At 70.0% G+C, this 26,136-nt stretch carries 32 protein-coding genes; 8 read left to right on the forward strand and 24 right to left on the reverse strand.

What is annotated here, in order from left to right:
• Positions 1 to 50: 50 nt before the first annotated feature.
• The 10 genes from ACWENQ_RS15530 to rpmG form a co-directional block, all read right to left on the reverse strand.
• The gene (locus ACWENQ_RS15530) at positions 51 to 581 is read right to left on the reverse strand and encodes a GNAT family N-acetyltransferase (protein WP_452414668.1); all 531 of its coding nucleotides are present in this window, start codon (positions 579 to 581) and stop codon (positions 51 to 53) included.
• Positions 572 to 2,032 (reverse strand): ABC transporter ATP-binding protein, encoded by a 1,461-nt coding sequence (locus ACWENQ_RS15535; RefSeq protein ID WP_452414670.1) that lies wholly within the window; start codon positions 2,030 to 2,032, stop codon positions 572 to 574. Before ACWENQ_RS15535 ends, ACWENQ_RS15530 begins: the two co-directional genes overlap by 10 nt.
• A gap of 34 nt (positions 2,033 to 2,066) precedes the next feature.
• Positions 2,067 to 2,828, reverse strand: coding sequence for an ABC transporter permease (locus ACWENQ_RS15540; protein WP_449919368.1), 762 nt, complete (start codon positions 2,826 to 2,828; stop codon positions 2,067 to 2,069).
• On the reverse strand, positions 2,825 to 3,760 hold the full coding sequence (locus ACWENQ_RS15545) for an ABC transporter permease (protein ID WP_449919365.1): 936 nt from the start codon (positions 3,758 to 3,760) through the stop codon (positions 2,825 to 2,827). The genes ACWENQ_RS15540 and ACWENQ_RS15545 overlap by 4 nt, the downstream gene beginning before the upstream one ends.
• Positions 3,757 to 5,163, reverse strand: coding sequence for an ABC transporter substrate-binding protein (locus ACWENQ_RS15550; RefSeq protein ID WP_452414671.1), 1,407 nt, complete (start codon positions 5,161 to 5,163; stop codon positions 3,757 to 3,759). Before ACWENQ_RS15550 ends, ACWENQ_RS15545 begins: the two co-directional genes overlap by 4 nt.
• Before the next feature lie 712 nt (positions 5,164 to 5,875).
• Complete coding sequence (gene rpmF, locus ACWENQ_RS15555) at positions 5,876 to 6,040, reverse strand: 50S ribosomal protein L32 (protein WP_452414672.1); 165 nt, start codon at positions 6,038 to 6,040, stop codon at positions 5,876 to 5,878.
• A gap of 2 nt (positions 6,041 to 6,042) precedes the next feature.
• Entirely contained in the window at positions 6,043 to 6,342 is a 300-nt protein-coding gene (gene rpsN, locus ACWENQ_RS15560) for a 30S ribosomal protein S14 (protein ID WP_449919360.1), read from the reverse strand.
• Positions 6,342 to 6,578, reverse strand: coding sequence for a 50S ribosomal protein L28 (gene rpmB, locus ACWENQ_RS15565; protein ID WP_449919357.1), 237 nt, complete (start codon positions 6,576 to 6,578; stop codon positions 6,342 to 6,344). Before rpmB ends, rpsN begins: the two co-directional genes overlap by 1 nt.
• Positions 6,578 to 6,823, reverse strand: coding sequence for a type B 50S ribosomal protein L31 (locus tag ACWENQ_RS15570; protein ID WP_449919356.1), 246 nt, complete (start codon positions 6,821 to 6,823; stop codon positions 6,578 to 6,580). The genes rpmB and ACWENQ_RS15570 overlap by 1 nt, the downstream gene beginning before the upstream one ends.
• Positions 6,820 to 6,984, reverse strand: a complete 165-nt coding sequence (rpmG, locus tag ACWENQ_RS15575; protein WP_452414673.1) for a 50S ribosomal protein L33 — start codon at positions 6,982 to 6,984, stop codon at positions 6,820 to 6,822. Before rpmG ends, ACWENQ_RS15570 begins: the two co-directional genes overlap by 4 nt.
• Positions 6,985 to 7,054: 70 nt before the next feature.
• Between rpmG and ACWENQ_RS15580 the strand changes: the two genes are divergently transcribed.
• The 3 genes from ACWENQ_RS15580 to ACWENQ_RS15590 are packed head-to-tail and all read left to right on the forward strand — an operon-like array spanning position 7,055 to position 9,077.
• Positions 7,055 to 8,170, forward strand: coding sequence for a CobW family GTP-binding protein (locus ACWENQ_RS15580; protein WP_449919351.1), 1,116 nt, complete (start codon positions 7,055 to 7,057; stop codon positions 8,168 to 8,170).
• Positions 8,167 to 8,394 carry a 30S ribosomal protein S18 gene (gene rpsR / locus ACWENQ_RS15585; protein ID WP_449919350.1) on the forward strand — a complete coding sequence of 76 codons (228 nt, stop codon included), beginning with the start codon at positions 8,167 to 8,169 and terminating at the stop codon, positions 8,392 to 8,394. Before ACWENQ_RS15580 ends, rpsR begins: the two co-directional genes overlap by 4 nt.
• On the forward strand, positions 8,391 to 9,077 hold the full coding sequence (locus ACWENQ_RS15590; RefSeq protein WP_452414675.1) for a methyltransferase domain-containing protein: 687 nt from the start codon (positions 8,391 to 8,393) through the stop codon (positions 9,075 to 9,077). Before rpsR ends, ACWENQ_RS15590 begins: the two co-directional genes overlap by 4 nt.
• Before the next feature lie 53 nt (positions 9,078 to 9,130).
• On the opposite strand, the gene ACWENQ_RS15595 is transcribed toward ACWENQ_RS15590, so the two are convergent.
• Positions 9,131 to 9,331 carry a hypothetical protein gene (locus ACWENQ_RS15595; protein WP_452414676.1) on the reverse strand — a complete coding sequence of 67 codons (201 nt, stop codon included), beginning with the start codon at positions 9,329 to 9,331 and terminating at the stop codon, positions 9,131 to 9,133.
• Between the two features lie 290 nt (positions 9,332 to 9,621).
• Here ACWENQ_RS15595 and ACWENQ_RS15600 point away from each other — a divergent pair, with 290 nt between their 5' ends.
• Positions 9,622 to 9,900, forward strand: coding sequence for a helix-turn-helix domain-containing protein (locus ACWENQ_RS15600; protein WP_452414677.1), 279 nt, complete (start codon positions 9,622 to 9,624; stop codon positions 9,898 to 9,900).
• 229 nt (positions 9,901 to 10,129) lie between these two features.
• Here ACWENQ_RS15600 and ACWENQ_RS15605 read toward each other — a convergent pair whose 3' ends face one another.
• Positions 10,130 to 10,690 (reverse strand): hypothetical protein, encoded by a 561-nt coding sequence (locus ACWENQ_RS15605; protein ID WP_452414678.1) that lies wholly within the window; start codon positions 10,688 to 10,690, stop codon positions 10,130 to 10,132.
• A gap of 215 nt (positions 10,691 to 10,905) precedes the next feature.
• Positions 10,906 to 11,574: a DUF998 domain-containing protein gene (locus ACWENQ_RS15610; protein ID WP_449919339.1), complete on the reverse strand. Its 669-nt coding sequence runs from the start codon at positions 11,572 to 11,574 to the stop codon at positions 10,906 to 10,908.
• 89 nt (positions 11,575 to 11,663) lie between these two features.
• Here ACWENQ_RS15610 and ACWENQ_RS15615 point away from each other — a divergent pair, with 89 nt between their 5' ends.
• On the forward strand, positions 11,664 to 11,852 hold the full coding sequence (locus ACWENQ_RS15615) for a helix-turn-helix domain-containing protein (RefSeq protein ID WP_449919336.1): 189 nt from the start codon (positions 11,664 to 11,666) through the stop codon (positions 11,850 to 11,852).
• Positions 11,853 to 11,858: 6 nt separating this feature from the next.
• Positions 11,859 to 12,317: a Clp protease N-terminal domain-containing protein gene (locus tag ACWENQ_RS15620; protein WP_452414680.1), complete on the forward strand. Its 459-nt coding sequence runs from the start codon at positions 11,859 to 11,861 to the stop codon at positions 12,315 to 12,317.
• Positions 12,318 to 12,673: 356 nt separating this feature from the next.
• On the opposite strand, the gene ACWENQ_RS15625 is transcribed toward ACWENQ_RS15620, so the two are convergent.
• The 4 genes from ACWENQ_RS15625 to ACWENQ_RS15640 form a co-directional block, all read right to left on the reverse strand.
• Entirely contained in the window at positions 12,674 to 13,339 is a 666-nt protein-coding gene (locus tag ACWENQ_RS15625) for a response regulator (protein WP_449919332.1), read from the reverse strand.
• The gene (locus tag ACWENQ_RS15630) at positions 13,336 to 14,481 is read right to left on the reverse strand and encodes a sensor histidine kinase (RefSeq protein ID WP_449919330.1); all 1,146 of its coding nucleotides are present in this window, start codon (positions 14,479 to 14,481) and stop codon (positions 13,336 to 13,338) included. Before ACWENQ_RS15630 ends, ACWENQ_RS15625 begins: the two co-directional genes overlap by 4 nt.
• A 149-nt stretch (positions 14,482 to 14,630) precedes the next feature.
• Complete coding sequence (locus tag ACWENQ_RS15635; protein WP_452414681.1) at positions 14,631 to 15,056, reverse strand: hypothetical protein; 426 nt, start codon at positions 15,054 to 15,056, stop codon at positions 14,631 to 14,633.
• A gap of 647 nt (positions 15,057 to 15,703) precedes the next feature.
• Positions 15,704 to 16,129 (reverse strand): Tn3 family transposase, encoded by a 426-nt coding sequence (locus ACWENQ_RS15640; protein ID WP_449919324.1) that lies wholly within the window; start codon positions 16,127 to 16,129, stop codon positions 15,704 to 15,706.
• Positions 16,130 to 16,180: 51 nt separating this feature from the next.
• On the opposite strand from ACWENQ_RS15640, the gene ACWENQ_RS15645 reads away from it, so the two are divergent.
• Positions 16,181 to 16,810, forward strand: a complete 630-nt coding sequence (locus ACWENQ_RS15645) for a transposase (RefSeq protein ID WP_452415019.1) — start codon at positions 16,181 to 16,183, stop codon at positions 16,808 to 16,810.
• A gap of 1,127 nt (positions 16,811 to 17,937) precedes the next feature.
• Positions 17,938 to 19,083 carry a mandelate racemase/muconate lactonizing enzyme family protein gene (locus ACWENQ_RS15650; protein WP_449919323.1) on the forward strand — a complete coding sequence of 382 codons (1,146 nt, stop codon included), beginning with the start codon at positions 17,938 to 17,940 and terminating at the stop codon, positions 19,081 to 19,083.
• 50 nt (positions 19,084 to 19,133) lie between these two features.
• Here ACWENQ_RS15650 and ACWENQ_RS15655 read toward each other — a convergent pair whose 3' ends face one another.
• Genes ACWENQ_RS15655 through ACWENQ_RS15685 form a run of 7 tightly spaced genes read right to left on the reverse strand, consistent with a single transcriptional unit; the run spans position 19,134 to position 26,135 of the window.
• Positions 19,134 to 20,141, reverse strand: coding sequence for a dihydrodipicolinate synthase family protein (locus ACWENQ_RS15655; protein WP_452414682.1), 1,008 nt, complete (start codon positions 20,139 to 20,141; stop codon positions 19,134 to 19,136).
• Position 20,142: 1 nt separating this feature from the next.
• Positions 20,143 to 21,168, reverse strand: a complete 1,026-nt coding sequence (locus tag ACWENQ_RS15660; protein WP_452414683.1) for an NAD-dependent epimerase/dehydratase family protein — start codon at positions 21,166 to 21,168, stop codon at positions 20,143 to 20,145.
• Positions 21,155 to 22,603, reverse strand: a complete 1,449-nt coding sequence (locus tag ACWENQ_RS15665; RefSeq protein WP_452414684.1) for a beta-N-acetylhexosaminidase — start codon at positions 22,601 to 22,603, stop codon at positions 21,155 to 21,157. Before ACWENQ_RS15665 ends, ACWENQ_RS15660 begins: the two co-directional genes overlap by 14 nt.
• Entirely contained in the window at positions 22,600 to 23,370 is a 771-nt protein-coding gene (locus ACWENQ_RS15670; RefSeq protein ID WP_452414686.1) for a sugar phosphate isomerase/epimerase family protein, read from the reverse strand. Before ACWENQ_RS15670 ends, ACWENQ_RS15665 begins: the two co-directional genes overlap by 4 nt.
• Positions 23,367 to 24,374 (reverse strand): Gfo/Idh/MocA family protein, encoded by a 1,008-nt coding sequence (locus tag ACWENQ_RS15675; RefSeq protein ID WP_452414688.1) that lies wholly within the window; start codon positions 24,372 to 24,374, stop codon positions 23,367 to 23,369. Before ACWENQ_RS15675 ends, ACWENQ_RS15670 begins: the two co-directional genes overlap by 4 nt.
• A 29-nt stretch (positions 24,375 to 24,403) precedes the next feature.
• The gene (locus tag ACWENQ_RS15680) at positions 24,404 to 25,216 is read right to left on the reverse strand and encodes a carbohydrate ABC transporter permease (protein WP_449919313.1); all 813 of its coding nucleotides are present in this window, start codon (positions 25,214 to 25,216) and stop codon (positions 24,404 to 24,406) included.
• Positions 25,209 to 26,135, reverse strand: coding sequence for a carbohydrate ABC transporter permease (locus ACWENQ_RS15685; RefSeq protein ID WP_449919311.1), 927 nt, complete (start codon positions 26,133 to 26,135; stop codon positions 25,209 to 25,211). Before ACWENQ_RS15685 ends, ACWENQ_RS15680 begins: the two co-directional genes overlap by 8 nt.
• Position 26,136: the final 1 nt, after the last annotated feature.

The following is a 26,136-nucleotide window of genomic DNA, read 5'->3' on the forward strand; positions in this document are numbered from 1 at the left end:
CGCCGCCTGGTGCTACGCCGCTCAAGGTAGAGCCTCCAACCTCGGGATCCTCAGGGGATCTCGAAATGGACTGTCTGGAAGTTGCGTGCGTCGCCGTCGCGGTCATCGTGCACTTCGGTCGCCAGTGAGCGCCAGAACGCCTCGGCCCCTGGCACCCGGGTGTCGGTGTGCAGGTAGAGATGCTCGTAGCCTGGGTTGTTCGCGACGAAGGCGCGGGCCAGCTCGACCAACCCCCTGCCAACCCCGCGGCGCCGGTGTTCGGGGCGGACGTAGACGCGGAACAGCTGGGCGGTGCGGTGCTCGGGATAGCGCTCGGCTAGCCACGCCGGGTGTGGCGGGCTCTTGGGCCCGATGGCGCGCACGGCCGTCGTGGCCACCACCTGTCCCCTGTGGACGGCCACGAACAGGCCGTGTCGCGGGTCGCGAAGGTAGGCGCCCTCCAGGTCGATGACGTCGCCGTGCCATTCCGGGCAGTAGCCGTAGCCGAGGTCGCGGTAGAAGGTGTCGAGCATGACGCTGCGCGCGCCGTCGAGGTCGGCGGGACCGGCGGCGCGGAGCTCGTAGTCGTGGGTCACGGACACGGTGTGTTCTCCCGTTGCTTGGCGGCGATGGTGGGCAGGACGAGGGCGGCAGGGCCGTGCTCGACCACCTGGCCGTCGTGGACGACGGCGACGTGATCGGCGAGCCTTGCCACCACGCCCAGGTCGTGGCTGATCATGATGAGGGTGAGGCGGCGTCGGCGGGCGAGCCGCTGGAGGAGGTCGAGAACCGCGGCCTGGGTGAGCATGTCGAGCCCTGAGGTGATCTCGTCGCAGATCAGGACGTCGGGCCCGGCGAGCAGGGCGCGTGCCAGGGCGGCGCGTTGCAGCTCGCCGCCGGACAGGTCACCTGGCCGGCGCCCCACTGCGGCGGCGGGCAGGCCGACCTCGGCGAGGGTCTCGCGTGCGGCGGTCCTGGCCTGCTCGGTGCTCATCCCGCGCAGCCGTACGGCCGTGCGGGCCACCTGGTCGAGGATCGTGCGATACGGGTCGAAAGAGGCGCGGGCGTCCTGGAAGACGTACTGCACCGCCGCCAGGTCCTTCCTGGTACGGCGGGCCAGCCCGCGACCATCAAGCCGGACGGACCCCGACTTCGGCCGGTGGAGTCCGGCGATGCACCGGGCGAGAGTCGTCTTCCCGCTGCCGGAGCGGCCCACGACGGCCAGGCACTCGCCCGCGGCGGCCCGCAACGAGACCCCGTGAAGGGTGGTCGCGCGGCCGTGCCCGGCGAACAGGCCGGTCACCTCCAGTCGGGGTTCCGCCTCGACGGTTCGCGTTGTGACGTCGTCCACGCTGGGCTGGGCGGCCACCAGCGCGCGCGTGTACTCCTCGCGCGGCTCGGCCAGCACCGAGTCGGCAGGTCCCGCCTCGACCACCCGGCCGTCGCGCAAGACGACCACGTGGCCGGCAAGGGCTCGCACGACGTCGAGGTCGTGGCTGAGCAGGACGATCGTGATGCCCTGCCGTACCAGCTGCGACAGTTCGCGCACCACCTCGTCGCGGGTGAGGACGTCCTGACCTGTGGTGGGCTCGTCGGCCACGATGACGGCGGGATCGCCGAGCAGGGCCTGGGCAATCACGAGCCGTTGCTGCTGGCCGCCGGAGAGCTGGTGGGGGTAGCGGCGCAGGAAGGCGCGATCGGAGGGCAGGCGGGCGCGGCGCAGCGTCGCCTCGACGGAGGTGCCGTGCCGCGCGGCGATCTCCCTGAGCACGGCGCCGATCCGGCGGACGGGGTTGAGCACCGAGGAGGGATGCTGCGGGATGAAGCCCACGGTTCCAGGAGCGGGCGGGTGTGTGGCGGTGATCTCCTGCCCCGCCACCGTGAGGGTGCCGGTGACGTCGACGCCCGGTGGGTGCTCGCCGAGCAGGGCCAGTCCGGTGGTGGTCTTGCCGCTGCCCGAGGCGCCGACGATGGCCAGCACCTGCCCGGCGGGCGCCTGGAAGCTCACCCCGTGCAGGATCGGCTCCGCGCGCAGGTCGACGACGTCGATCATGGGCGGGCCTTCCTGCGCGGGTCGATGACGTCGGTCACGGGCTGGCCTTCCTGCGCAGGGCGCGGTCGAAGGTGAGGTTGAGGCCGACGGACAGCGCCACGATCAGCAGCGCGGGGACGACCACCGCCCACGGCTGGAGGAACATCCCCGCGCGGTTGCGGTCCACCATGACGGCCCAGTCGGCGGCGTCGGGGGAGACGCCGATGCCGAGGAAGCTGGCCGCGGCGACGAGGTAGAGCGCCCCGGTCAGGCGGGTGCCGAGGTCGGCGGCAAGGGTGCGCAGCATCGAGCGGCCCACGTAGCCGACCGCGATGCGCCACGGGCTCTCCCCCTGCAGGCGCATGGCCTCCAGCGCCGGCCGCCCGGCGATCTCCAGCGCGGCGGCCCTGGAGATCCGGGCGACGTCGGGCAGGTTGATCAGCATGACGATGGGCACCAGGGTGAGCACACCGCGGGGCGCGACGGTGGCCAGCAGGATGAGCAGAAGCAGCGAGGGCACCGCGAGCAGCAGGTCGAGCGGGCGCATGAGCAGCTCGTCGAGCACCCGCCGCCGGGTCATGGCCGCGACGACCCCCCACGGGACGCCGAGTAGGTAGGCGCCACCCGTGGCCAGCAGCGCGACGAGCACGAGGCTCCGCCCGCCGAGCAGCACCTGATGCCACACGTCCCTGCCGATGAAGTCGGTGCCCAGCCGACCCTCGCTGGTGAAGGCCGCCCTCCTGGCGAGGTCGTCGGGCGCGAACCAGGGGCCGAGAAGCGCGATGAGCAGCGGTACTGCGAGCACTATCCGTCTCATGCGCGCGGCGCCAACCGGAAGGCCGCCAGGTCGGCGACGAGGTTCACCAGCACGGTGGTGGTGGCGAAGACCAGCGCCAGCCCCTGGACGACCGGCAGGTCCCGCCCGTCGACGGCACCGGTCAAGGTCGTGCCCAGACCGGGGATGACGAAGACCGCCTCGACCACGATCACCCCGCCCAGCAGCCAGTCGGTCGTGCGAGCGATCTGCTGGACGGCCGGCGCCAGCGCGTTGGGTAGCGCGTGCGCCAGCCGTACCCGAAGGACGGGTAAGCCGAGCCTGAGGGCGTGGCGCGCGTACCCGGAATGCAGTGCGTCGATCATCCCGGCGCGGACCAGGCGGCTGATGGAGCAGATCGGCCGGGCGAGCAGGACGAGCAGCGGCAGCACCAGCACCGCCGGATGCGCGAGCAGGTCCTGCACGCCGACCGCGGTCGGCGGGAGCCAGCCCAGGCCCACGCCGAACACCGCGATCAGCACGATGGCCAGGGCGAATTCCGGGATCGCGTACAGCGCGACGCTCACCGAGGTCAGCGCCTGGTCGAGCGCGCGGCCCTCACGGACGGCGGCGGCCACGCCGATCAGGATCGCCGCCGGCACGAGCACCAGGAGCGTGAGCCCGGCCAGCACCAGTGTCGGCTCCAGCCCGTCCAGCAGGATCTCCGCCACCGGCCGGCCGGAGACGATCGAGACGCCCAGGTCGGCGCGGGCGAGCCCGCCCAGCCAGTCGAGGAACCGGTCCAGCGGCGGCCGGTCCAGACCCAGCGTGGCGCGGATCTGCGCGATCCGCTGCGGGTCGGGGTTGTCTCCGGCCAGAGCGACGGCCGCGTCCCCTGGCAGGGCCTCGGCGAGCAGGAACACCATGGCAGCGACACCGATCACCTGGCCCAGGCCCAGCAGCAGCCGCCGCCCTGCGTAGCGCGGCAGGTTCACCCCAGCCGGACCTTGTCGAAGCGGGCCCAGTCGAGCGTGTTGGCGGGCGCGCTGGGCACGCCGGTGACGTTCGCGGCCGTTCCGACGATCCAGTCGGCGAAACCCCAGACCAGCAGACCGCCCTCGGCGTGCAGCATCTCCTGCATCCGGTGGTAGGCCAGGCGGCGGGCCTGCTCGTCGGCGGTGGAGACGGCCTTGGCGTACAGCGCGTCGAACTCGGGGCGGGCCCACTTGGTGGCATTGGTGGTGGAGGTCGACAGCAGCCGCTGGGCGATGTGCGTCTCGATCGGCATGGCGCCGGAGCGGAAGCTGACCATCGAACCCTTGGTGAGGATGTCGGCCCAGTAGGTGTCCTTGTTGCCCGTCACCACCTCGGCCTTCAACCCGGCCCTGCGGATCTGGTCGGCGAAGACGCTGGCGGACTCGACGAAGCCCGCGGCGGCGGCCGAGGTCGTCAACCGGACCGTGAACCCCTCCGCGCCCGCCTTGCGGATCAGCGCCCGCGCCTTGTCCAGGTCGGGCTCGCGCTGCGGGATGTCGGCGGCGTAGTACTGGTAGTCCTTTCCGAACAGATCGTTCCCGACCTGCCCCGCTCCCGGCATGATCGTGTCCACCAACTGCTGCCGGTCGGTCAACAGGAACATCGCCTCGCGCAGGTCCCGGTCGTCGAACGGCGGGCGGTCCACCTTCATGGCGAAGGCCTGCATGCCGCTGTTGGGCGAGCGGACCAGTTTGACCCGCGAGCCGTACTGCCGGGCAGTGGTCGGCGTGAGGTCGTGCGCGTACTCGACCTGCCCGCCGAGCAGGGCGTTGATCCGCGCGGACTCCTCGTTGGCGATGACGAACTCCAACTCCTCCAGGTACGGCGCGCCGTCCCAGTAGTCCGGGTTGCGCTTGAGCAGCACCGAACGGCCGGGCTGGAAGGAGACGAAGGAGAACGCGCCGGAGCCGACGGGCTTGGTGAAGTCCTCGGCGCCCTCGGGGACGATGTAGGTGCCGAACGCCGCCAGCACGTTGGGGAACTCCACGAACGGCCGCTTCAGCGCGAACTCCACCGTCCGCTCGTCCACCGCACGGCTGTTCGCCAGGTCGATCACCGCCAGGCTCGACTTGGCGCGGAAGGTCCGCTTCGGGTCGAGAATGCGGGTGTAGCTGGCCAGCACGTCCTGGGAGCGCACGGGGCGGCCGCCATGGAAGGCGGCCTGACGCAGGGTGATCCGCCACCGGGTGAGATCGGCCGACGGCTCCCACCTCTCAGCCAGCCTCGGTTGCGGCGACACGTCAGCGCCAAGGTCGGCGAGCTTGTCGAACATGGCCTTGGACCTGGCCGCCTCGACGAAGAGGTTCGCCAGGTGCGGGTCGAGCACCTCCGTGGCGCCGCCTCCCGCGAAAGCCGCCCGCAACCTGCCTCCTGTCGAGCCCCCGGTTGAGGCGGCGGGCTGTGTTGCGCACCCAGTGAGCGCGGCGGCCGACAAGCCGGCGGTGAAGCCGAGGAAGCCACGGCGGTTCAGGTGATCGTTCATGGGGTGGTGCCTTTCCATTTCGTTGTGACGTCGTGCAGCCGAGGCCGATGGCCGCGCAAAGCAGAGGTCCGGCGCGGTCGGCCCAGCCGAGAGTGGCGGTGCCCGCTGCCGCCGCGACGCCGGAGATCAGGTAGACACCCCGAAGTAGGTGCCGGACAGGCCGTCGCGGGCGAAGGCGGGGATCAGCGCGAGCACGAACGGCTGGGCGATCATCACGCCCGCCGACAGCGTGAGTGCCGCGATCAGCTCCGCGACCGGCCCTGCAAATCCCTAGTCCCACAGCCGCGTGAGTGCGGGGGCGGTGAAGCCGCGCCCCATCCAGCCAGTCCGACCGGGATGGTTCACTCGATCCGTCCGGGCGCTTCACGGCCACACTCCTGGGCGCGGGCCGTGAGATGGACGGTAGGCGACTGACCGAGTTCACTGACAGATGGATGGTGGCCGGCAACCTGGTGTTCACCGTGATCGCTCTATAGCCTCCACGCTTGAAACCTTGTCGCACGCGGGCCAGAGAGACGCGATGGCGCGACCGGATCGCCCTCTGCGGTTCCGCGCCCGGCAATGCTGGCGGGCGACCCGGTGCGCGGTAATCTCATCGAGCGGCGAGCCCCCGCTGATAGGCGCGGACGAGTCGTCGAGGGACCAGCAGGTGCCGCCCGTTCACGGTGATCGGGACGAGGTCCGGCACGGTCGCCTTCCACTGACTGCGGCGATGCCGCGTGTTGCTGCTCGAGGTCCTGCGCTTGGGCACGGCCACAGCTACCAGCTCGCCTTCGTGATCCCGGGGAGCTCGCCCCGGTGGGCCATGTCGCGGAAGCGGATCCGCGAGAGGCCGAACTTCGTCAGGTGCCCGCGAGGCCGCCCATCGACGGAGTCGCGGTTGCGCAGGCGGGTGGCGCTGGCGTCACGGGGCTGGCGGTTCAGCTCCTGTACGGCTGCCGCCCGCTCCTCCGGCGTACCGGTGCGGATCAGCTTCTTCAGCTCGGCCCGCCGTACGGCATAGCGGGCCACCACGACCTTGCGCCGCTCGTTGGCCGCGATCTTGCTCTTCTTGGCCATCAGACCTTTTCTCCCCGGGCGCGAATCCGGGCCACGGCCGCCTCGATGCCGATCTTGTCCACGGTCTTGATCGCTCGCGTGTTGAGCGTCAGCCGGACGAACCGGTCCTCGCTGGGCAGCCAGTAGCGGCGGCGCTGGATGTTGGGGTTCCACCGGCGCCGGGTACGCCGGTGAGAGTGGGAGACGTTGTTGCCGAAGACCGGCGCCGCCCCGGTGAGCTGGCAGCGGGCCGACATCACGACCTCCCGTAACGCTGGTTGAAGCGGTCGACCCGCCCGGCGGTGTCCAGGACGCGGCTGCGCCCGGTGTAGAAGGGGTGACTGGCCGAGGAGACGTCAACGTCGACCACGGGGTAGGTGTTGCCGTTCTCCCACTCGATCGTCTTGGTACTGGTCATCGTGGACCTGGTGAGGATCGCGAACCCGGCGCTCGGGTCACGGAAGACGATCGGGCGGTAGTCCGGGTGGATGCCCTTCTTCATCGCTCCTCCCGGAATGCGACGTGCTGGCGGATGATCGGGTCGTACTTGCGGAGCGTGAGTCGGTCGGGGTCGTTCCGCCGGTTTTTCCGGGTCACGTAGGTGTAGCCGGTGCCTGCGGTGGACCGCAGTTTGATCACCGGCCGAAGTTCGTTTCTGGTCAAGGCGTGTCCTTTCCTGTCGCAGCAGTATGCCATGATAACGACAACGGTTTTCATTTTTATGGGAGGTGCTGTGTCAACCCCCGTCGTCCTGGTCGCGGGTCTGCACACCGCGGCCCGCGCCGCAGTCGTCCACCAACTCCTTCGCGAGCACCCCGGCGCCGTCGCCATCCACCACGACCTGCTCAACGTGACCTCCGGCCGCGTCGAGCGCACGGTCCGCACCGCCGACGAGATGCTGGACGTCTCGGAGATCCGGCTCGCGCACGGCTGCGTCACTTGCACCGTCCGCGAAGACCTGCTCCCGCAGTTGGTACGGCACGCGGACGCCACCCCGCTGCTCGTCGTCGACCTCTGGGACTCGGTCGAACCCCGATCCGTGGCCGAAGCACTCGACAGCGAGGAAGCCCACGAGATCCTCCGCCTGGCCAGCGTGCTGACCGCCCTGGATGCCGAACACCTGCCGATCGACATCGTCCGCGGCGAGAAACTGATCGAAACGGGCCAGCCCGCCGCGGCCGGAGACCAGCGCTACCTGGCCGAGGTGCTGGCCCGCCAGCTCGAATACGCCACCGGCCTGGCCCTGCGCGGCGGCGACGAGGAGGACCACGAGCTGACCCGCGCCATCCTCACCCACCTGGCGCCCCACACCCCGGTCCACGCCGAGAACCTCCCCGCGGTGACCGGCCCCGCCGTCTGCACCGCCGCGCTGGCAGAACGCGTCGACCCCGCCACTGCCCAGCTCCCCTGCGACGCCCGGACCGGCGAGGTCACCACCGTGGTCTGGCGGCGGCTGCGCCCGCTGCACCCCGCCCGCCTCTTCGAAGCCGTCGATGAGCTGGTCACCGAGTCGGTCCGCTCCCGCGGCCGGTTCTGGCTGGCCAGCCAGAAGGACCGCATGCTCGCCTGGGACGCGGTCGCCGGGATCATCTCAGTGGAGGACGCCGGGCCGTGGCTGGCCTCGCTGCCCGAAGCCGCCTGGGAGATGGTCTCCCCGACCCGCCGCACGATCGCCGCCCTCGACTGGAACCCGATCGTCGGCGACCGCGTCCAGCACCTGGTGTTCATGGGCCCTGACCTCGACCACGAGCGCATCCACGCCCTGCTCGACTCCTGCCTGCTCGCGCCGCACGAGTCCGCCGCCGAGTTCGACGACCCGTTCGCTCCCCTGCTCAAGGAGACCGCATGAAGCCGCGCCGCACCCCGCGCAAGAAGAGCAACCCGCTCCTGGGGGTCAGCTCCATCGACTACAAGGACACGGACCTGCTGCGCAGGTTCGTCTCCGACCGGGGCAAGATCCGCAGCCGTCGCGTCACCGGCGTCACCGTCCAGCAGCAGCGCCAGCTCGCCACCGCCATCAAGAACGCCCGGGAGATGGCGCTCCTGCCGTACGTCTCCCGCACGCGCGGATGACGCCCGAGGAGGCGCTGGCCCGGTGGGACGCCCAGCAGGAGCGCTACGTCGCCAACCGGGAGGAGCGATTCGCGACGATCGTCCACGTGCTGGCGCATGCCCTTCGCGACGTGGCCCAGCCGCTGATCCTGGACCTCGGCTGCGGTCCCGGATCGTTGTCCGGCCGGGCGGCCGAGCGCCTGCCGGAGGCGGAGATCGTCGGCGTGGACGTGGACCCGCTGCTCCTCGCCCTCGGCAGAGCCGGGTACCCGACGGTGGCGCGCTTCATCGAGGCCGATCTGAGCGTCCCCGGCTGGCCGGGCCTGCTCGGGCTGGATCGGAAGGTGGACGCGGCGATGTCCAGCACCGCTCTGCACTATCTGCCGCCTGAGACCCTCGCCGGGATGTACGGCGAACTGGCCGGGCGGATGCGCCCCGGCGGCGTCTTCGTCAACGCCGACAACCTCTACGACGAGCAACCTATGGTCGCCGACTTGGCCGCCACGGTCAGGCGAGCAGCGGCGGCTCTCCATCACGAGGACTGGTCATCGTGGTGGAGAGCTATAGATGCCGAGCCAGCCGTGGAGGCCGATCATCGCGTGTCCGTCGCCGTACACGAGCAGCTGCTGCGCGACGCCGGGTTCGTCGAAGTGGGGACGGTGTGGCAGGTAGGCGACGACACGATCCTCGTCGCCATCCGGTGACGAGCTACCCCTTCGCCGCCGCTGGGGTGGGTGGATGTGCTGCGGGACTTGGCTCAGTCCAGCAGCCCGCACGCCTTGTAGCGCGTCAAAAATTGCGCATACGTTCTGATCTGCGGTTTCCCTGGCCAAGCTAACTCGCTGCCAAGGTTGATCAGGAGGTTGCGGGCCTGCTGAGCGGTCCACGCGCCGGTCGGGTGGCAGGTCACACCCAGAATGTGCACGCGCCGCGGATGGACCTCCATCACGAACAGCACCTACAGGCGGTTCAGAAAGATCGCGTCAAAGCTCCTTCCTTGGCGGGGGTGGCGCCCGCCGTCCTCGCCGTCGGCGCCGACGACCCGGTACACGACGACGTCGAGGCCTACGCGCGCAGGCTGCGCGGAGACGGCCGGTAGCCGTTGATCGTGGCCGAGGTTTCCGCGTCGAGGGTCACACCCCACCCATAGCGGCAGAACAACCTGCCGTTACTGAGCGCGACGACATTAACCGAAAGGAGCACTTTGTCATGGTCGGAGGATGCGCGCGTTCCCGGTCTCCCCGGAACTTGGCCGACGACCCGGAGAACTGGCCCCACTCGGATCTGTCCGGCCACCCGGCCGCCGCCGTCGTCGTCCAAGCGATCGCCGCCACCTTGGCCGAGGTGATCGCCGAGCAAGGGCTGAGTTTCCGCCGTCTCGCGGTGATGTCCGGCGTCAATCGGCAGACCATCAACGACCTCATCGCCGGCCGCTGCTGGCCCGACGTCGCGACCATCGCCCAACTTGAAGCCGGCTTGGCCATCCGGCTCTGGCCTGCCTCGCCCGGCGGATCCGGGAGAGGCTGACCCGCGACGAACCCACCTTCGCCCTGGTGAGGGCATCGCCGATCCTTCCCGCCCCGTCCCTGCCGCCAGCAGGGCAGGCGAAATCCAGGCTCGACGCCCCTCCCCAAGACATCCCATCCGGGTTACTCTCGGGAGTGCGCGAGCCACTGTCAGTTAGAACCTGGAGGGTGCTCACGCAACCTCGGGTGCCGCCGAGGGCCTAATCTCGGCGGCACCCCGCTTCAGTCACTCACGGAGCTATCGGCTCACTTCCCTCCCAGGCTGGGGCGTTGCCGTTCACGCCCGAGGCGATCGCGTAGGTGCCGCCCTCGCAGCGGGTCAGCCATCCATCGGCGGCCAGCCGCAGCAACCGCGACCGCATCGACTCCACCTTCCCCCGGTCGTCCGGCTGGCCCAGCGCCACCACCACATCCCGGACCCGCATCGGCCGCTGTGCCGTGGCCAGCAACGCCACCGTCTGCCGGCGAACTCCGCGCAACTCCGGCAACGCCGCAGTCCCGCCTGAAGGCCCGGCTGGGCCGTCCGGCTCATGCCTCTTGCCCGCCTCGACTGGTTCCTCGGCGCCTGACTCGCCCGATCCCGCCACCTGCTCGCTCTGGGCCGACAATGCCCGCAGCGTCTCGCGGGTGATGGACAGGCGCCGGAGCTGTTCCTCCGCAGCGGCCAGTTGCTCACGCAGTTCGGCCGCTTTCTCGGTGGCAGCCACCTCGGCCTGGGCCAAACGTTCCAACAGTGACGTCACGTCGCCCTCCACGAAAGAGCGCAGACGCGCCCACCCGATCCGCTTCACGCCATGTGGTCCAACAACTCCACACAAGGTCCAACGTCTCCCGGATGCCGCCGCTGGCGCGTCGCCGAAGGTGGGCGTAGAGCGGGTAGTGCCGGTGGCGGGGCATCTGGGGCGGACCGCGCGCATAACGGGCCGGCTGTGCGCCGGTTCCTCAACCCCGATGCCGGTCGGCGTCATCTCCGGTTCGTCCAGCCCGATGTCCGATGCGCGATCGGCTAACGGATCCGGGCGCTCAGCCTTGATCGCTCACTGTTGCCATATATGTCCCGGGCGAGCAGGGTCAGCCATGACCAGGCTGCAACGATCATGATTCGCTGGAACAGGCCGCCGAAGGCCACGAGGTTCGGCGATTGGGCGAAGGCCGCGTTCGAGAGTCCGAGGGCGACGAGGACGACGATGGCGGTCGCGGTCGAGTACAGCGCCCAGCCCTGCCGGTTCTCGGAGGCGAACCGGCGAGCGAACACGATGCAGGCCCCCAGGATCGCGACGAAGGCGACCAGCGACACGGCGTCGTGCAGGGCCGCCTGGGTGCTGCCGTAGGCAGGCAGCAGATCCGGGCTGCCAGCCGGGTATCCACTCACCGGGTCCGTGGTGAACAGGCCGGCGCCGACGAGGCCGAGCGCCCACACGCCCACGAGCATTGGGCCCCATAGCCTGCCGGGCCCTGGGTGCAGATTCCGTCGGAGCCCGACGGCGAAGACGGTGGTCAACGCGCCGGCGACGAGGAATGTGGCGCTCTGCACCCAGCCATGGTCGCCGAGGGCGAGGGAACTGACCGGATGGCGCAGCGGATCGTAGCCGTTCCGAACGGCGCCCTGCATCAGGAAGCTGAGTACGAACAGCGGACCGGCGGCGATGCCGCAGATGAACGTGGCCTTGGACATTGAGCCCTCCTCGAGTATTTGAGGTCTGTCAGTTTGGGTTGACAAGTGCCGCTTGTCAATCCAAACTGACAGTCATGGAGGAGCCCGAATTGGTCGCCCGACTGCGGTCGCACGACCCGGCGGTGGGGCTGCGCGCCGTCGGTGCCCTGCACCGGCTCGCGGAGCAGGTCGAGGCCGCCGCAGTAGCCCGCGCTCGAGCTGAAGGCTGGTCTTGGGAGCAGATCGGCGACGCGCTCGGAGTCTCGCGCCAGTCCGCCCACGCCAAGCACGGGAAGTGAGTTGCGATGTTCGAACGGTTCACGGCTGGCGCCCAAGCCGCGGTCGTGGCGCACGCACCGGCGGAGGCGCGGCGGCGCGGCGACCGGCGCATTGGCACAGAACATCTACTCCTCGGCGTGCTCCATGAAGCAGAGGCGGCACAGGCACTCGGGGCGGACGTTGAATCGGCGCGGTCCGCGCTCGCTGTCTTGGATGATGCCGCCCTTGCCGCAATCGGCGTAGATGCGCGTGGCGTCGAGCGGGCCATGATTTCGGCACCTTCGAAACGGATGCCCTTCACCTCCGGTGCGAAGGCCGCCCTGTCCCGGGCTCTCGTCGTGGCTAGGCGCAGCCGCGCGCGCCGGGTCACCGCGGTCCACCTGCTGGTCGGGCTCCTGGACGGTGACCGCACCGATCCCGCGTCTGACGTGCTGACCGAGCTCGGCGTGGACCGGCTGACTGCCCGCGCCCGTCTTGCGCCGTAGCCGATGGCGCGACGAAGAGAGTGCCGTGGGCGTGGACGTTGTCGTGGTGAGCGGGCCATGTGCGCGCCAGGACTTCGACGTCGACGAGCCAGCCGCCGCAGCACCCACCGCCAGGACACTGCGGATCGAGGAACCCTTACGCCGCTGTCCTGTACTCCAGGATCCTGGGCATCGATTCGGAGCTGGGAAACGATCATCTTCATGCCGGGAAACGATCTTCTTGCCCCCTCCTCCACCCCAGGCCAGATCCACCCGTGAACACCCCATGACCCCAAATGCCGACGCTCGGAGGCTTAAGCGAACCAAGGGGGATGGATGCCTGGTTCCGGGTTGGTGGCTGACCTTTGATCCCGATGTCACGCGCCGGGCCGTATCAGGCCGCTCTCGTAGGCCAGGATGACCAGCTGGACCCTGTCGCGCACGTTCAGTTTGGCGATGGCCCTGGTGATGTGGGTCTTGGCAGTGAGCGGACTGATGACGAGGCGCTCGGCGATCTCGTTGTTGGAGAGACCGAGCGCCACGAGCTTGACCGTCTCCAGTTCCCGGGCGGTGAGGGCGGCCAGTCGCCGCCCCGCGCTGGGCGTGAGGTCCTGCCGGTGGGCGAACTGCTCGATGACGCGGCGGGTCACCCCCGGAGACAGGAGCGCGTCTCCGCCGGCGACGGCGGCGACCGCCCGGCGTAGTTCGGCGGGTTCGACCTCTTTGGTGAGGAAGCCGCTGGCGCCGGCGCGCAGGGCGGCGAAGACATGTTCGTCGGTGTCGAACGTGGTGAGGATGATGACGCGACAGCCCAGAGTGGTCGGGTTGGTGACGATGCGGCGCGTGGCGGTGATCCCATCGGTGCCCGGCATGCGGATGTCCATGAGGATCACATCGGGGCGGGTGCTCGCGGACAACGTTACGGCTTCGTCGCCGTCCTGGGCTTCGCCGACTACCGTGATGTCCCGGGAGCGGGCCAGCAGGCTGCGGAAGCCGGCCCGTACGAGTGCCTGGTCGTCGGCGAGAAGCACCTTGATCGTCATGCCGTCGAGCCTGCCACAGGGATGTCGGCCCGCACGGCGAAACCGCCGGGGACCGGCCCCGCGGTGAGCACGCCCCCGAGTGCGCTCACCCGCTCGCGCATGCCCGCCAGGCCATGGCCTTCGGTGACATCGGCACCGCCTGGGACGCTGCGGCCGTCGTCGCTGATCTCGACGGTGATCGAGCCCGACGCGTAATTGATCGTCACCTCGGCCTTGCTCGCCCCCGCGTGCTTGAGCGTGTTGGTGAGGGACTCCTGTACGACGCGGTAGATGGCGATGGCGGGAATGGCGGGGACGGTCGCCGGGTCGCCGTGCTCGTCGAGGGTCACGTCAAGCCCTGCGGCGCGGGCGTCGGCGATGAGAGTGCCCAAGGAGGCCAGATCGGGCTGGGGCACGGTGTCGCCGGGGTTGTCGCGCAAGACCGCGATGAGGGAGCGGAGGTCGGTCATCGCCCGGTTCCTGACGTCCTTCGCCAGGCGTAGCGCGGCGGCGGCCGCGGCCGGGTCCTCCTCAAGAGTGTCGGCGGCGACATTGAGTTGAACTCCGACGACGGCCAGCGTGTGGGCGATGACGTCGTGAACCTCGTGCGAGACGCGCAGCCGTTCCTCGGCGGCGCGGGCACGGCTGTCGGTTTCGCGCAGCCGTTCGCGCCAGCGCATCGCGGCGGTGTAGGTGAGGCCCGCGGCGATGAGGATCGCCAGGAGCAGTCCTTCCCCCGCGACGTGGATCAGGTAGCGGGTCGGGTTCGTGTCCAGGACCGAGCGGAAGTCGACCGCGGAGTAGACCAGTTGAGCCAGGCCGATGGCGGCCACCCAGCGCACGCGTGGCGTGGTGGCGGCGGTGAAGTAGGCGACCGCGGCTGGCCAGATCCAACCGGCGGGAGACCAATGTCCGGTGAGGTGATAGGCGAAGATCCCGCCGATCGACAGCAGCAGCACGGTCATCGGCCAGCGGCGTCTGACTAGCAGGAGCGCTCCGAGAAGCAGAGCGAGGGGGATCGTGCCCTGCCAGGGGCTGTGCACCCCGGTGGCGAGGGCTACGGCGACGAAGAAGACCAGAGTGAAGGCAGCGAGCGTAATGTCGGTGATCCGGGCGAAGTGCCAGACAGGAGCGGGTTCGCGTCGTGGGGGCGGCTCTGCCATGCGGAGGCCCTTTCTCGAGGGGTGACGGGTGTAACGCCGGGCCGGGGCGTACCGGACGGCGTGTTCGGCTTCCGTAGCCGCGTGGATCGGCGGACTCAAGGACTGCGGAAGCTCTGGATCTGTTACCAGCCCGGGTGGGAAGGTTCGGATCAGACGTGGGTGACCAGGAGGGTCACGCCTGCCTCGCCGCCACAGTCGACGAAAACAGGACCGACGCCGCTACCGATCTTGGGAGCGAGGGTCGCCTTCGCCACGAATCCCTTCGGGTTGTCCTCAACGATGCGGATGTTCTGTAGCACTGGGTGCTCCCTGTCGAGCCCGGCGAGCACGGCCTTGAGCCCTTTGCCGCCGCCACAGTGGCCGGTGATCGTCACCTCCTGGCCTCGCTTGGTGGTGGGATTGGGGCTGACCTGAACCACCGCCCTGGCGCCCTTCGGCGGCTTCGGCACGGCCATCGCAGCGGTGACAGCCTCGCTGGCCGTGCCGACCTGGGCACCAGCCGGCGCGCCGGCCAATCCCAGCAAACCGGCCGTCAAGCTCAGCCCGGCGATCGCAGCCATCACTCTCTTGCTCATGGCGATTCCTCCAGCTCTCATCCGGCTATCTCGAGGAGAAACGCTAGGCCGGGCCGCAGCGGGAGCGCGTCGTCCGTTGATCGTCACTTGACCTTGCACCGTTCGCCGTACGCACTACACCGAAGGGAGTAGACATCAGGCCTCAACCGACCGCACAAGGCCGAGACTGTCAGGGCTTTAGGACGGCATGTCCAGGCCAGTCGCGCCGGGCATGACGTGGGAGGCCGACTTCTTCGCCTTCGGTACTGGTGGAGGCTGAGTGCAGAAATTGGCGCTAGGAACGCGATCTTCGCTTCGGTTCGATGACGCGACCTTTGGCCTGTCTGCTGGGCTTACGTTCCTGGGGCCATGCCTTTCCGAACCTCTCTGACGAGCCGCCCGGCATGGCCGCTTCCCCGAGGAGCCGTCAGCGGCGGAGCCGGAACGGGCTCTTCCGGCTGGATCGTGGCGTGCTGGAGGCGGTGGCCGACAAGCGCCGTCCTGCGACCCGTCTTGGGTGGGTGGCGCAGTGGGGGACAGTCCGTATGCGCGGGGCGTTCATGACCGAGGATCCGCTCGCGGTCCTAGCGCCAGCCCAATATCGTGATCGGCATCGACGACGGGCGCGTGTTCTCGCGCCCGGGAATTGGCCCTTCTGCCCCGGCGGGTCACATCACCGTCGAATCCGCAGTCGCCGGGCGCAGCGGTCTCCAGCCGCCGCCGTCCGGCTTGGCCAGCTCCGCCTCGACGTCCACGGTGATGACGCCGAAGAAGTTGACGTTTTCGCTGCGCGCCGGGGAGATGTGGGCCAGCAGCTCGTCGGGAACGTCCCTGCCGGCCGCCCGCAGCTGCAGCACGGCGAGTGAGTAGTACTCGGTCGTCCACGCTATGACAGAGCTGGTCAAAACGGTCAAACACCATGTCTGGTCCGTCTGATCGCCCAAGGCCGGCCTGATGATGGCGCCCTGCTGGGCATAGTGCAGGCCGCGACGCGGCGTGTGCAGGCTCTCGCCCTTGTTCAGTTGGCGGGCGATCTTGCGGCGGTAGGCTGGGTCCGACAGGTACTTCGCCGCGTGCAGCGTACGGCGTAGCATGCCCCCCGGTCCTTCTGCCATACCTACGGACGCGGCAAGGACACCCACGTGATGATCCCGGGCTGGCCGTACTCCATCGTCGCGGCCCTGGAAACCGGTCGCACGTCCTGGACCGCGCTGTTGGACGCGCTGCGCCTGGAGCCCGGCGCCGACGTCACGGTCACCGCCGCCCAACTCCGCGAGGTGATCGAACGGCTGGTCGCTGCCGGGCAGTGGCAGGCCGGGGACCCGTCCGTCATGATCGCCGATGCCGGCTATGACCTGCACCGCCTGTCGTTCCTGCTGGCCGACCTGCCGGTCGAACTGCTTGGCCGACTGCGCTCGGATCGGGTGATGCGCCGCCCGGCGCCCTCGCGCCAGGACTTCTTCCTGGCCAATCCCGGGGGCGGCAGGCCACCCAGGCACGTCGGCGAGTTTGTCTTCGGCCAGAGCTCCACTTGGGGCACCCCCGACCAGACCACGACCACTGCCACTACCCGGTACGGCACCGCGACCGCGCTGGCTGGCCTGGGGCCGGCTGCACCCGCGGTTGACCCGGCGGGCGGCCTGGATCGAGCACCTGCCCGAGTTGCCGCTGATCGAGGGCACCGTGATCCGGCTGCAGGTAGAGCATCTGCCCGGCGGCGGCGATCCCAAGCCGGTGTGGTTGTGGTGGTCGGGCACCGACGCGAGCGCCGCTGACGTCGACCGGCTCTGGCAGGCGTTCCTGCGCAGGTTCGATCTGGAACGCACCTTCCGGTTGTTCAAGCAGACCCTCGGCTGGACCGCCCCCAAGATCCGCAGCCCTGAGGCGGCCGACCGGTGGACCTGGCTCATTCTGGCTGTCCACACCCAACTGCGTCTGGCCCGAGGTCTGGCCGACGACCTGCGGCGCCCCTGGGAGAAACCCGCCGACCCGCTCCGGCTGACTCCAGCCCGGGTCCGTAGAGGGTTTCGGCACATCCGCACCAAGACGCCTTCGCTTGCGCGTGCGCCTAAACCCACCCGGCCTGGTCCCGGTCGGCCACCCGGCTCCACCAACCGTCCCGTCCCACATCACGAAGTCGGGCGCGTCCTGGCTACCGGCGAGGCCTACCAACGCCCAGCTCACCACCGCAAAGGCACCAAGCCCAGAAGGTGATCCCACACTCGCTACACCGAGCAACCACCCGCTTCGTCATCTCCCAGGGCAAATGCGAAGATCAGAGGTTAAACGACAAGCTAAGTGCCTGTTCCTGAACCCGTTGCTTGAGCCGTATGACTATCCCGTCCACGCGAACGTTGCGACGTCCGGACCTACCTTGCGAACGATCGCGCAACGTCCGCAGTAACCATGCGAAAGGAGAGCCCTGACAGGGGAGATACGAAAGTCGTATCACAAGGCCCACTCTGCCGACGGCGACGACAACCGCGCTGCAGGGTGCTGCTCGGCGAAGTCGAAGCCGTCCAGACGGTGCTCGTCAACGATGCCTCCGTCGCGCTTTCGCCGTGCAGTTCCCGAACACTCTCGACTAACACTTTCGACGCGGAGGAGGCGCGGGCCGATTCGACGCCGTCGGCTCTCCCGTTCCGCCGGGTGCTCGCGTCGAAGGGCGACTGTGTCTCCTCCATCGGTCCCCGTGCCGCGATGATCGTCGCCGCCGTCACCTCGCCGCCCGTGAGCCAGAGAACGCGTGAACTGCGCCGTCGAGCTGCAGGGACGCCGGGGGCGCCGCCGAATCGGCGAACGCCATGAATTCATTCCATGAATTCGTGAATCATTTCCAGCGTGCTAGGTTCAGGGCATCGCGGTAACGAAAACAGCACGAATTCATGCCATTGGGAGAATCATGGAGTCGCTAATCGTCGAGCAGGTGGACACATTTGTCGTGGAATTGCCGTCCATCCGGTCGTTCAGCATTTCCGGGGGAAGTGTCACCACGGCGGGGAAGCCCGCCGAACGGGTTCTTGTCAAGGTGACGGCCGGAGGGCTGACCGGCTGGGGAGAGGCGACGCCGACACCCGCCTGGACCTACGAGACCGTGGAGTCGATCTCGACGACGATCGATCGCTACCTCGCTCCCGCGCTGGTCGGACGGTCGGCGTGGGATCTCGACGGTGCCTGCGCGGCGTACGAGAAGGTGATCAACCGAGGGCTGACGATCGGCTCCCCCATCGCCAAGTCCGCACTCGACATCGCGCTGCACGACCTGCTCGGCCGGGCGCTCGGTGTCTCCGTCGGCGTGCTCTGGGGCCAGCGCCGCGTCGACCGCATCACGCTCGGGTGGATCGTGGCCGGCCAGACCCCGGCCGAGGTACGGCAGGCGGTCGAGGAGGGCAGGGAGCAGGGCTATCAGGCGTACAAGGTCAAGGTGGGCCTGCACGACGAGGCGACGGACGTCTCGGTCGTGGCGGCGGTCAGGGAGGCGGCTCCGGGCGCGCCCATCTGGGTGGACGCGAATCAGGCCTACACCGTGGACGGCGCGCTGCGTATGGCGCGCAGGCTCGCCGACCTGGACGTGTCGGCGTTCGAGCAGCCGCTGCCCGCCAACGACGTCACCGGGCTGCGCCGGCTGCGGGACCGCAGTCCGCTGCCCGTGGCGTTGGACGAGAGCCTGCGCCATCCCTCCGACCTGGCCACCTTCGTGAAACTCGACGCGGTCGACATCGCCATCGCCAAGGTTCAGCGTTCGGGCGGTCTCACGCTCTCCCGCCGGCTGTGCCAGTTCGCCGAGGACGCGGGGCTGCGCATCATGGGTTCGGGACTGACCGACACCGATCTCGGATTCGCCGCCTCGCTGCATCTGTTCGCCGCGTTCGGCGTGGACACTCCCGTCGATCTCAACGGGCGGCAGTTCGTCCACTCGGCGTACGTCGGGGGGAGCACGGTGGAGGTCGTGGACGGCACGGCACTGGTGCCTTCGGGGCCTGGCCTGGGGGTCGAGGTGGACGAGGACGCGGTCCGCGCCCTCGCCTCGGCCCACTGGAGCGTCTGACGGACTGTGTTCCGCCGCTCCCCGAGGAGGGCGGCGGAACACCGGAGCGCTCAGCGCAGCCAGTCGTCCAGGCCGGCGGCGACGAAGTCGTCGTCGACCAGCCAGGGGTAGGCGGCACCGACTCTGGCGATCTCGTCGGCCTGTCCCGGGGACAGTCCCTCTTGCGGGTCGAGGCACCACGTTCCGGCCAGGAGCCCCTGCCCGCGCAGCACCTCGTGGACTCCGGCGATGCAGCCGCGGAAGTTGCCCGCCACGTCGAAGACGGCGCTGTTGGCGTCGGTGAGGTCGGCGGCGCGGGCCAGCAGGGAGCGGAGGACCTGGTCGTCCCCGGCCCATACCTGGCGTACCTCCTCGAACATGAGTACCGCCGCGCGGGTCCACACCGCCCACTGGCCGAGCAGTCCGCCGACGATGCGGTGCCCCGCGACCGGCGTGAGCAGGTCGGTCAGGATGTTGTCGTCGTTTCCGGTGTAGAGCGCGATGTCGTCGCCGCGCCCCGACGCCTCGACGGCCCTGACCACGTCGACCGTGCGGTAGCGGTCGAAGGGCGCCATCTTGATCGCCACCACCGACTCCTGCTCGCTCAGCGAGCGCCAGTAGGACGGGCTCAGCCTCCTGCCGCCCACCGCCTCCTGCAGGTAGAAGCCGATGACGGGCAGCACCTCCCCGACGGCCCTAGCCCGGTCGAGCAGCTCGGCCTCGCCGGCGCCCGCCACCTTCGGAGACAGCAGCACGGCGTGGTAGCCCAGCGAGGCGGCGAGCTCGGCCTCGGCGACGGCCTGTGCGGTGTCGCCGCACGCCCCCGCGACCATGACGAAGGGCCGGTCGGCCTCCTTCGCCACCACGTCGGCGGAGATCTCCAGCACCGGCCTGAGCAGCCCCGCGTCGCGGATCTCGAACTGCGTCGTGTGCACCGCGACGGCCACCCCGCCCGCTCCGGAGGCGAGGTAGTAGCGGGTGAGCGCCCGCTGGCGACGCTCGTCGAGCGTGCGCCGTCCTGTCAACGCCAGCGGGTGGGCGGGGATGACGGTCCCCTCCCTGAGCAGGTCGATCGACATCTCAGAACCTCCCGTCGCGCACCGCGAACCTGGTCGGCTTCCCTGACAGGGGCAGCCCGCGTGACAGCCAGCCGGCCTGCCACGCGATCAGCGTGTCGAGCGGCACGTCGGGGTAACTGAACAGGCCGTGGCAGCGGGAGGCGTCGTTCAGCAGCGCCGTGCCGCTCTCCTGGCCGGTGAAGGTCGCCTCGACATCGAGTGCTGCGGCCAGCCGGGTGGCCGTGCGCCGCACCGAGGCCGTCTCAGGGCCGGTCAGGTTGAGCGTGAACGCCTCCGGTGCCCGCGCGTGCCGCAACGAGCGCAGCGCGACCTCGTTCGCGTATCCCTGCCAGACGACGTTGACGTGGCCGGTCGTGAGGTCGACCGGCTCGCCCGCCGCCAGGGTAGCGGCGATGTCCGCCAGGACGCCGTAGCGCAGGTCCACGGCGTAGTTGAGGCGCAGGATCGTGACCCGGGTGCCGTACGAAGCGGCGGCATGCTCGAAGACGCGCTCCCTGCCGAGGCAGCTCATCGCGTACTCGCCGACCGGTCCGGGCCGGTCGTCCTCCGCGCTCCCGCCGGAGGCCACGTCCACCAGGGGGTACACGTTGCCGGTGGAGAACGCCGCGATCGCCGAGTCGCGGTAGCGCCGCGCGACGGCGGCGGGCAGCGCGGCGTTGACCGCCCACGCCTGGTACGGCGCCGCCGATGTGCCGAACTTGGCGCCGACCATGAAGACGACGTTCGCCGCGTCGGGCAGCCCGGCGAGGTCGTCGTCGCCCATCAGGTCGTGGCGCACCACGTCGACGCCCTGCTCCGCCAGCTCCTTGGCGGCGGCGTCGTCCGACCAGCGCGACACGGCGTACACGCGGGCGGAGCCGCGTCCCGCGGCGTCCAGCGCTCGCCGGGCAAGCCGGACCAGGCTCGGCCCCATCTTGCCGCCGGCGCCGAGCACGACGAGGTCGCCGTCCAACTCGCCGACGTCGGCGACCAGCGCCGCCGAGGGGGTGGCCAGCCGGTCCTCGAGTTCCCGTTCAGAGGTGAACATGTCGCGCTCCTTCGTCGTCTGGCCTCCGGTAGCGCACGCCCAGCCGGTCTAGGAGCGGCAGGTGCGCGGTCAGCCGCCGGGTGAAGTCGCCGAGGTCCCTGCCGGAGGACCAGGCGGCCTCGGCGACGGCGCACAGGCGGGGGAAGGCGTTGTAGTCGAAACGTTCCCTGGTGGGGAGGTACTCGCCCCACAGCTGCGCCTGCGTGCCGAGGACGCCCTCCCCCGCGTCGTACCCGTAGACAGTCTCCAGCGGAAGCGGCCCGGCGATGCTGACCGGCTCTCCCGGGGCGTCCGACTCGGCATAGTCGAGATAGGTGTGCGTGTGGGGGGCGGCGACCACGTCGTGGCCCGCCCGCAGCGCGGCCTCGACCCGGTTCACACCCCGCCACGCCATGATCACCATGTCCTCGGGCGGGTCGTGGTCGAACATGTCGTCCCAGGCCACCGCACGGCAGCCGAGCCCGCGCAGGTGATCGGCGAGGAGCCGCCCCCACCAGCCATGCAGCGCCTCGGGGCCGGCGAGCCCCTCGCTCGCCACCCGCCGCAAGGCGTCGGGGCTGGACGCCCATTCGCCGCTGCGGACCTCATCACCGCCGATGTGGATGAATCTGGACGGAAACACCTCACTCAGCTCGTCGAGCACGTCACGGGCGAACCCGGCGGCGCGATCGCTCACGTTGAGCACGTGCGAGGAGATTCCCCACGAGGTGCGCACCTCGGCGGGCGTGTGGCCGAGCCAGGGACAGGCGGCGATCGCGGCCTGGGAGTGCCCGGGGAACTCGATCTCGGGGACCACGGTCACGCCGCGGTCGGCCGCGTAGTCCACCAGGCCGCGCAGCTCTCGCTGGGTGTAGAAGCCCCCGTGCGGGGTCCCGTCGAACCTGCCCTCCCGTGCGTGACCGGCCGAGGACTCGGCACGGGTGGCTCCGACCTCGGTGAGCCGCGGGTGGCCGCGCACCTCGAACCGCCACCCCTGGTCGTCGGTGAGGTGCAGGTGCAGGACGTTGAACTTGTGCAACGCCAGCAGGTCGACGTACGCCCGCAGAAAGGAGATCGGACGCCACCAGCGAGCCACGTCGATCATCACGCCGCGCCAGGTGTACCTGGGCACGTCGCGAACGGTGCAGCACTGCACGCCGCCGGGCCCGCTCAGCTGGCGCAGCGTCTGGACGCCCCAGCGCAGCCCGGCGGGTCCGGCCGCGGCGATCCTGGCCTCGTCAGGGGTGACGGTGAGCGTGTACCCCTCCTCCCCCAGGGACGGGTCGTCCACGAGGTGAAGGGTGATCTCCCCGGCGCCGCCGCCTTCCGACTCCAGGCCGAGCAGGTCCCGCGCCGTCCCGGCGTGCGGGCCGCTCACCTGCGTGCCGTGGCCGAGCGGGAACAGTCCTGGCCCTGGGATCAACGAAGTGACCTGCGGGATCAGCGGGGAGATCATCGCCCGAGCACCTCGCGGAAAGCGGCGAGGGCATCGCCGACGGGCGGCGCGTCGGGGTACCACACGCGTTCCCATTCGAGCGCGAGATAGCCCGTGTAGCCGAGACGGTCGAGCTCGGCGAGCACGCCGGGCACCCCCACCGCGCCCCGGCCGGGCAGCACGGGGGCCAGCTCGGTCGGCGCCGCCGCGTCCTTGATCTGCACGTGCCGAAGGTACGGTGCCAGCGCGTCCGCCGTGGCGGCGGCCGTCTCGCCCGCGCGCCACGGGTTGACCATGTCCCACAGCGCGCCGACCCGTGGCGAGCCGACCCCGGCGAGCACTCCGGCGATCGCCTCGCCGGTGAGGAAGACGTCGTGCGTCTCCAGCAGCACGTCGACGCCGTTGTCCGGCAGCAGGTCCGCCACCTCCGCGAGCCTCCGAATCGCGGCGGCGGCCGGATCGTCCTGTCCCTCGACCCCGCCGAAGACGCGCACGAACGGCGAGCCGAGCGCCTCGGCGATCTCGACGTGGTGCAGCACCTCGGCCACGGTGTCGCCGTCTGGCCGCGCCACGCGCGTGTAGGAGCAGACGGCGACGATCTCGACTCCTGCCTCGTCGAAGGCGCGGCGGACCTGACGCAGGTCGGCGGCCGACGTGTCCGGCGCGACGATCTCGCCGTCGGCGCAGCGCAGCTCCACGCCGGCGCAGCCGTACTTGGCGGCCACCGCGATCACCTCGTCGGCGGGGGCGCCCGGCATGCCGAGCGTGCTGAACGCGATCGGGTTCACATCTGTCCCTTCACTGTGACGGTGGAACCGTTGAGGGCGGACTCGTAGACGGCGAGGGCGACGTCCAGGACGGACAGCGCGTACTCCGGCGTGACCTGGGGCGCGCTCCGCGCCGCGCAGGCGTGCGCGAAGTCGGCGAGCTGCGCGGCGAACGCCTTGGTCATCTCGCCGGGCTCGGGGGCGGCGACCTGGGTGGCGACGCCTCCGCGGAAGGACCAGACGCCTTCGCCCCGGCTGATCCTGACCGCGCCCTCGCCGCACACGAGCTCGGCCTCGTCGGTGAACGGCAGGCCGGTGCCGGTGACGGAGATCGTCGAGCGGGTGCCGTCGGCGTGCCGCGCCAGGGCCACCGCCTCCGTCTCGACCGATGCGCCGGCGGGTCCGGCGATGTGGCCGGTGACCTCGACGATCGGCGAGCCGACGAGCATCTGGAGCTTGTCGATGCTGTGGGTGCCGACGTTGAGCACGATCCCGCCGCCGGCCATGTCGGCGTCGAGGAACCAGCGGGGCCTCGAAGGGTCGGCGTAGTCGGCGGTACGCCGTTCCGAGGCCACCACGACCTGGCCGAGTTCGCCGGACGCGAGATAGGCGGCCGCGGCGCGCAGCGTCGGGACGAAGCGCAGGACGTGCCCGACCGTGAACACGACTCCTGCCGCACGGCAGGCGTCGATCATGCGGATCGCGTCCTCGCGCGTGGTGGCGATCGGCTTCTCCAAGAGCACGTGCAGCCCGGCCGCGGCGGCGTCCAGGGTGATCGGCGCGTGCAGGGCGTGCGGGACGGTGATCACGACCGCGTCGAGGCCGCCCGCGTCGATCATCTCGCGATGGTCGGTGAAGACGCGGGCGCCGGCCTCCGCGGCCAGTTTCTCCGCCACCTCGGCGCGCACGTCGCACACCGCGGCGATCTTCACCTGGCCGGCCGTCTGACGAGCGGCGGCCACGTGGAGCTCGGCGATGGTGCCCGCGCCGATGACGCCCAGGCGCAGCCCGGATGTTGTTGTCACGATTTCCTTCCTGGATGGGACGGAGGGCCTCAGCCCTTGAGTCCCGCGGACATGGTTCCGCGGACGAAGTAACGCTGGGCCAGGATGAACACGACCAGCATCGGCAGCAGGCTCATCATCGCCGCAGCCGTGACGAGCTGGTCGTTCCCGACGAACTGGCCCTTGAGGCTCAGCACGCCGACCGGCAGCGTGTAGTTCTCGGGTGAGGTGAGATAGATGGTGGGTTCCAGCACGGCCTTCCACGAGGTGGTGAAGGTGAAGACCGCCAGCGTGGCCAGGGCCGGCTTGGCCAGCGGGAGGTGGACCCGCCAGAACACCTGCCAGGGATTGGCTCCGTCAAGGCCCGCGGCCTCCTCGAAGTCCTTGGGGATGCCGAGGAAGGTCTGCCGCATCAGGAAGATCCCGATGGGCGTGGCCAGCCAGTACGGCACGACGAGCGGCAGCAGGGTGTCCAGCCAGCCCAGCGAGCGGAACAGCAGGAAGTTTGGGACGATCGTGATGACGGTCGGCAGCATCATGGTCCCGAGTGCCATGGCGAGCAGCGTCTGCTTGCCCGGCAGGCGCATCCTGGCCAGGGCGTGGCCGACCATCGCGCTGGTCAGCACGTTGCCGGCCACGGCGAGGACCGCGATCACGAGGCTGTTGACGAGGTAGAGCCCGAACGGGGTACGCCGCCACACTTCCGCGTAGTTGTCCCACTGGACCGGATCTGGGATCCACACCGGCGGCACCTGGATGTACTGGGCGAAGCTCTTGAGCGAGTTCCCGAGTGCCGCCACGAACGGCACCAGCATGACGAGGGCACCCGCGAGCACCAGCACGTAGGAGATGGTTCTACGCATAGTGCACCCACCTGCGCTGGAGACGGAACTGCACCAGCGTGAGCGCAAGGACCAGCACGAACAGCACCCACGCGATGGCCGAGGCGTAGCCCATCTGGAAGAACTGGAAGCCCTGCCGGTAGAGGTGGAGCACGGTCAGCTCGCTCGCCCCGTGAGGGCCTCCGTCGGTCATCACGAAGACCTGCTCGAACGACTGCAGCGTCTCGATGGAGGTCAGCACCAGCACCAGGAAGGTGGTGCCGGAGACGCCGGGCAGGGTGATGTACCGGAACCGGTTCCAGGCCGACGCGCCGTCGATCTTCGCCGCCTCGTAGCGCTCCTCGGGGATGGCCTGCAGGCCCGCGAGGAACAGCACCATCATGTAGCCGACCCCCTTCCACACCGCGACGGCCGCTAGCGTGGGGATCACCAGCGCGGGGTCCTGCAACCAGTTCTCGGCGGGCAGCCCGAACCAGCCGAGCACCTGGTTGGCGATGCCGGTCTGCGGGTTGAAGACCGCGTCGGCGACGTACGCGACGACCACCCACGAGGAGACGACGGGTACGAAGTAGGCCGCGCGGAAGAGGGCCATGCCGCGCAGCCGCTGGTTGAGCGCGATCGCCAGGGCCAGGGCCAGCGCCGTCTGGGTCGGCACGAACAGCACGGCGAAGTACGCGGTGTTGCCCAGCGTCTGCCAGAAGACGCCGTCGCTGAAGAGCCGGGTGAAGTTGCCGAAACCGACGAACCTGGGCGAGGACATCAGGTCGTAGTCGGTCATGCTGAAGACCAGCGAGGCCAGCAGCGGCCAGGCGGCCAGCACGACCAGGTGGAGCAGGTAGGGCGAGGCGAAGGCGAACGCCCAGGCCCGCTCTCCCACGTGCCGTATCCGGGCGGGCGGCCGCGGTGCGGCGGCCGCCTTCCCCGGTGGTCTGGTGAGCATC

Source organism: Nonomuraea sp. NPDC004354, from assembly GCF_053602555.1.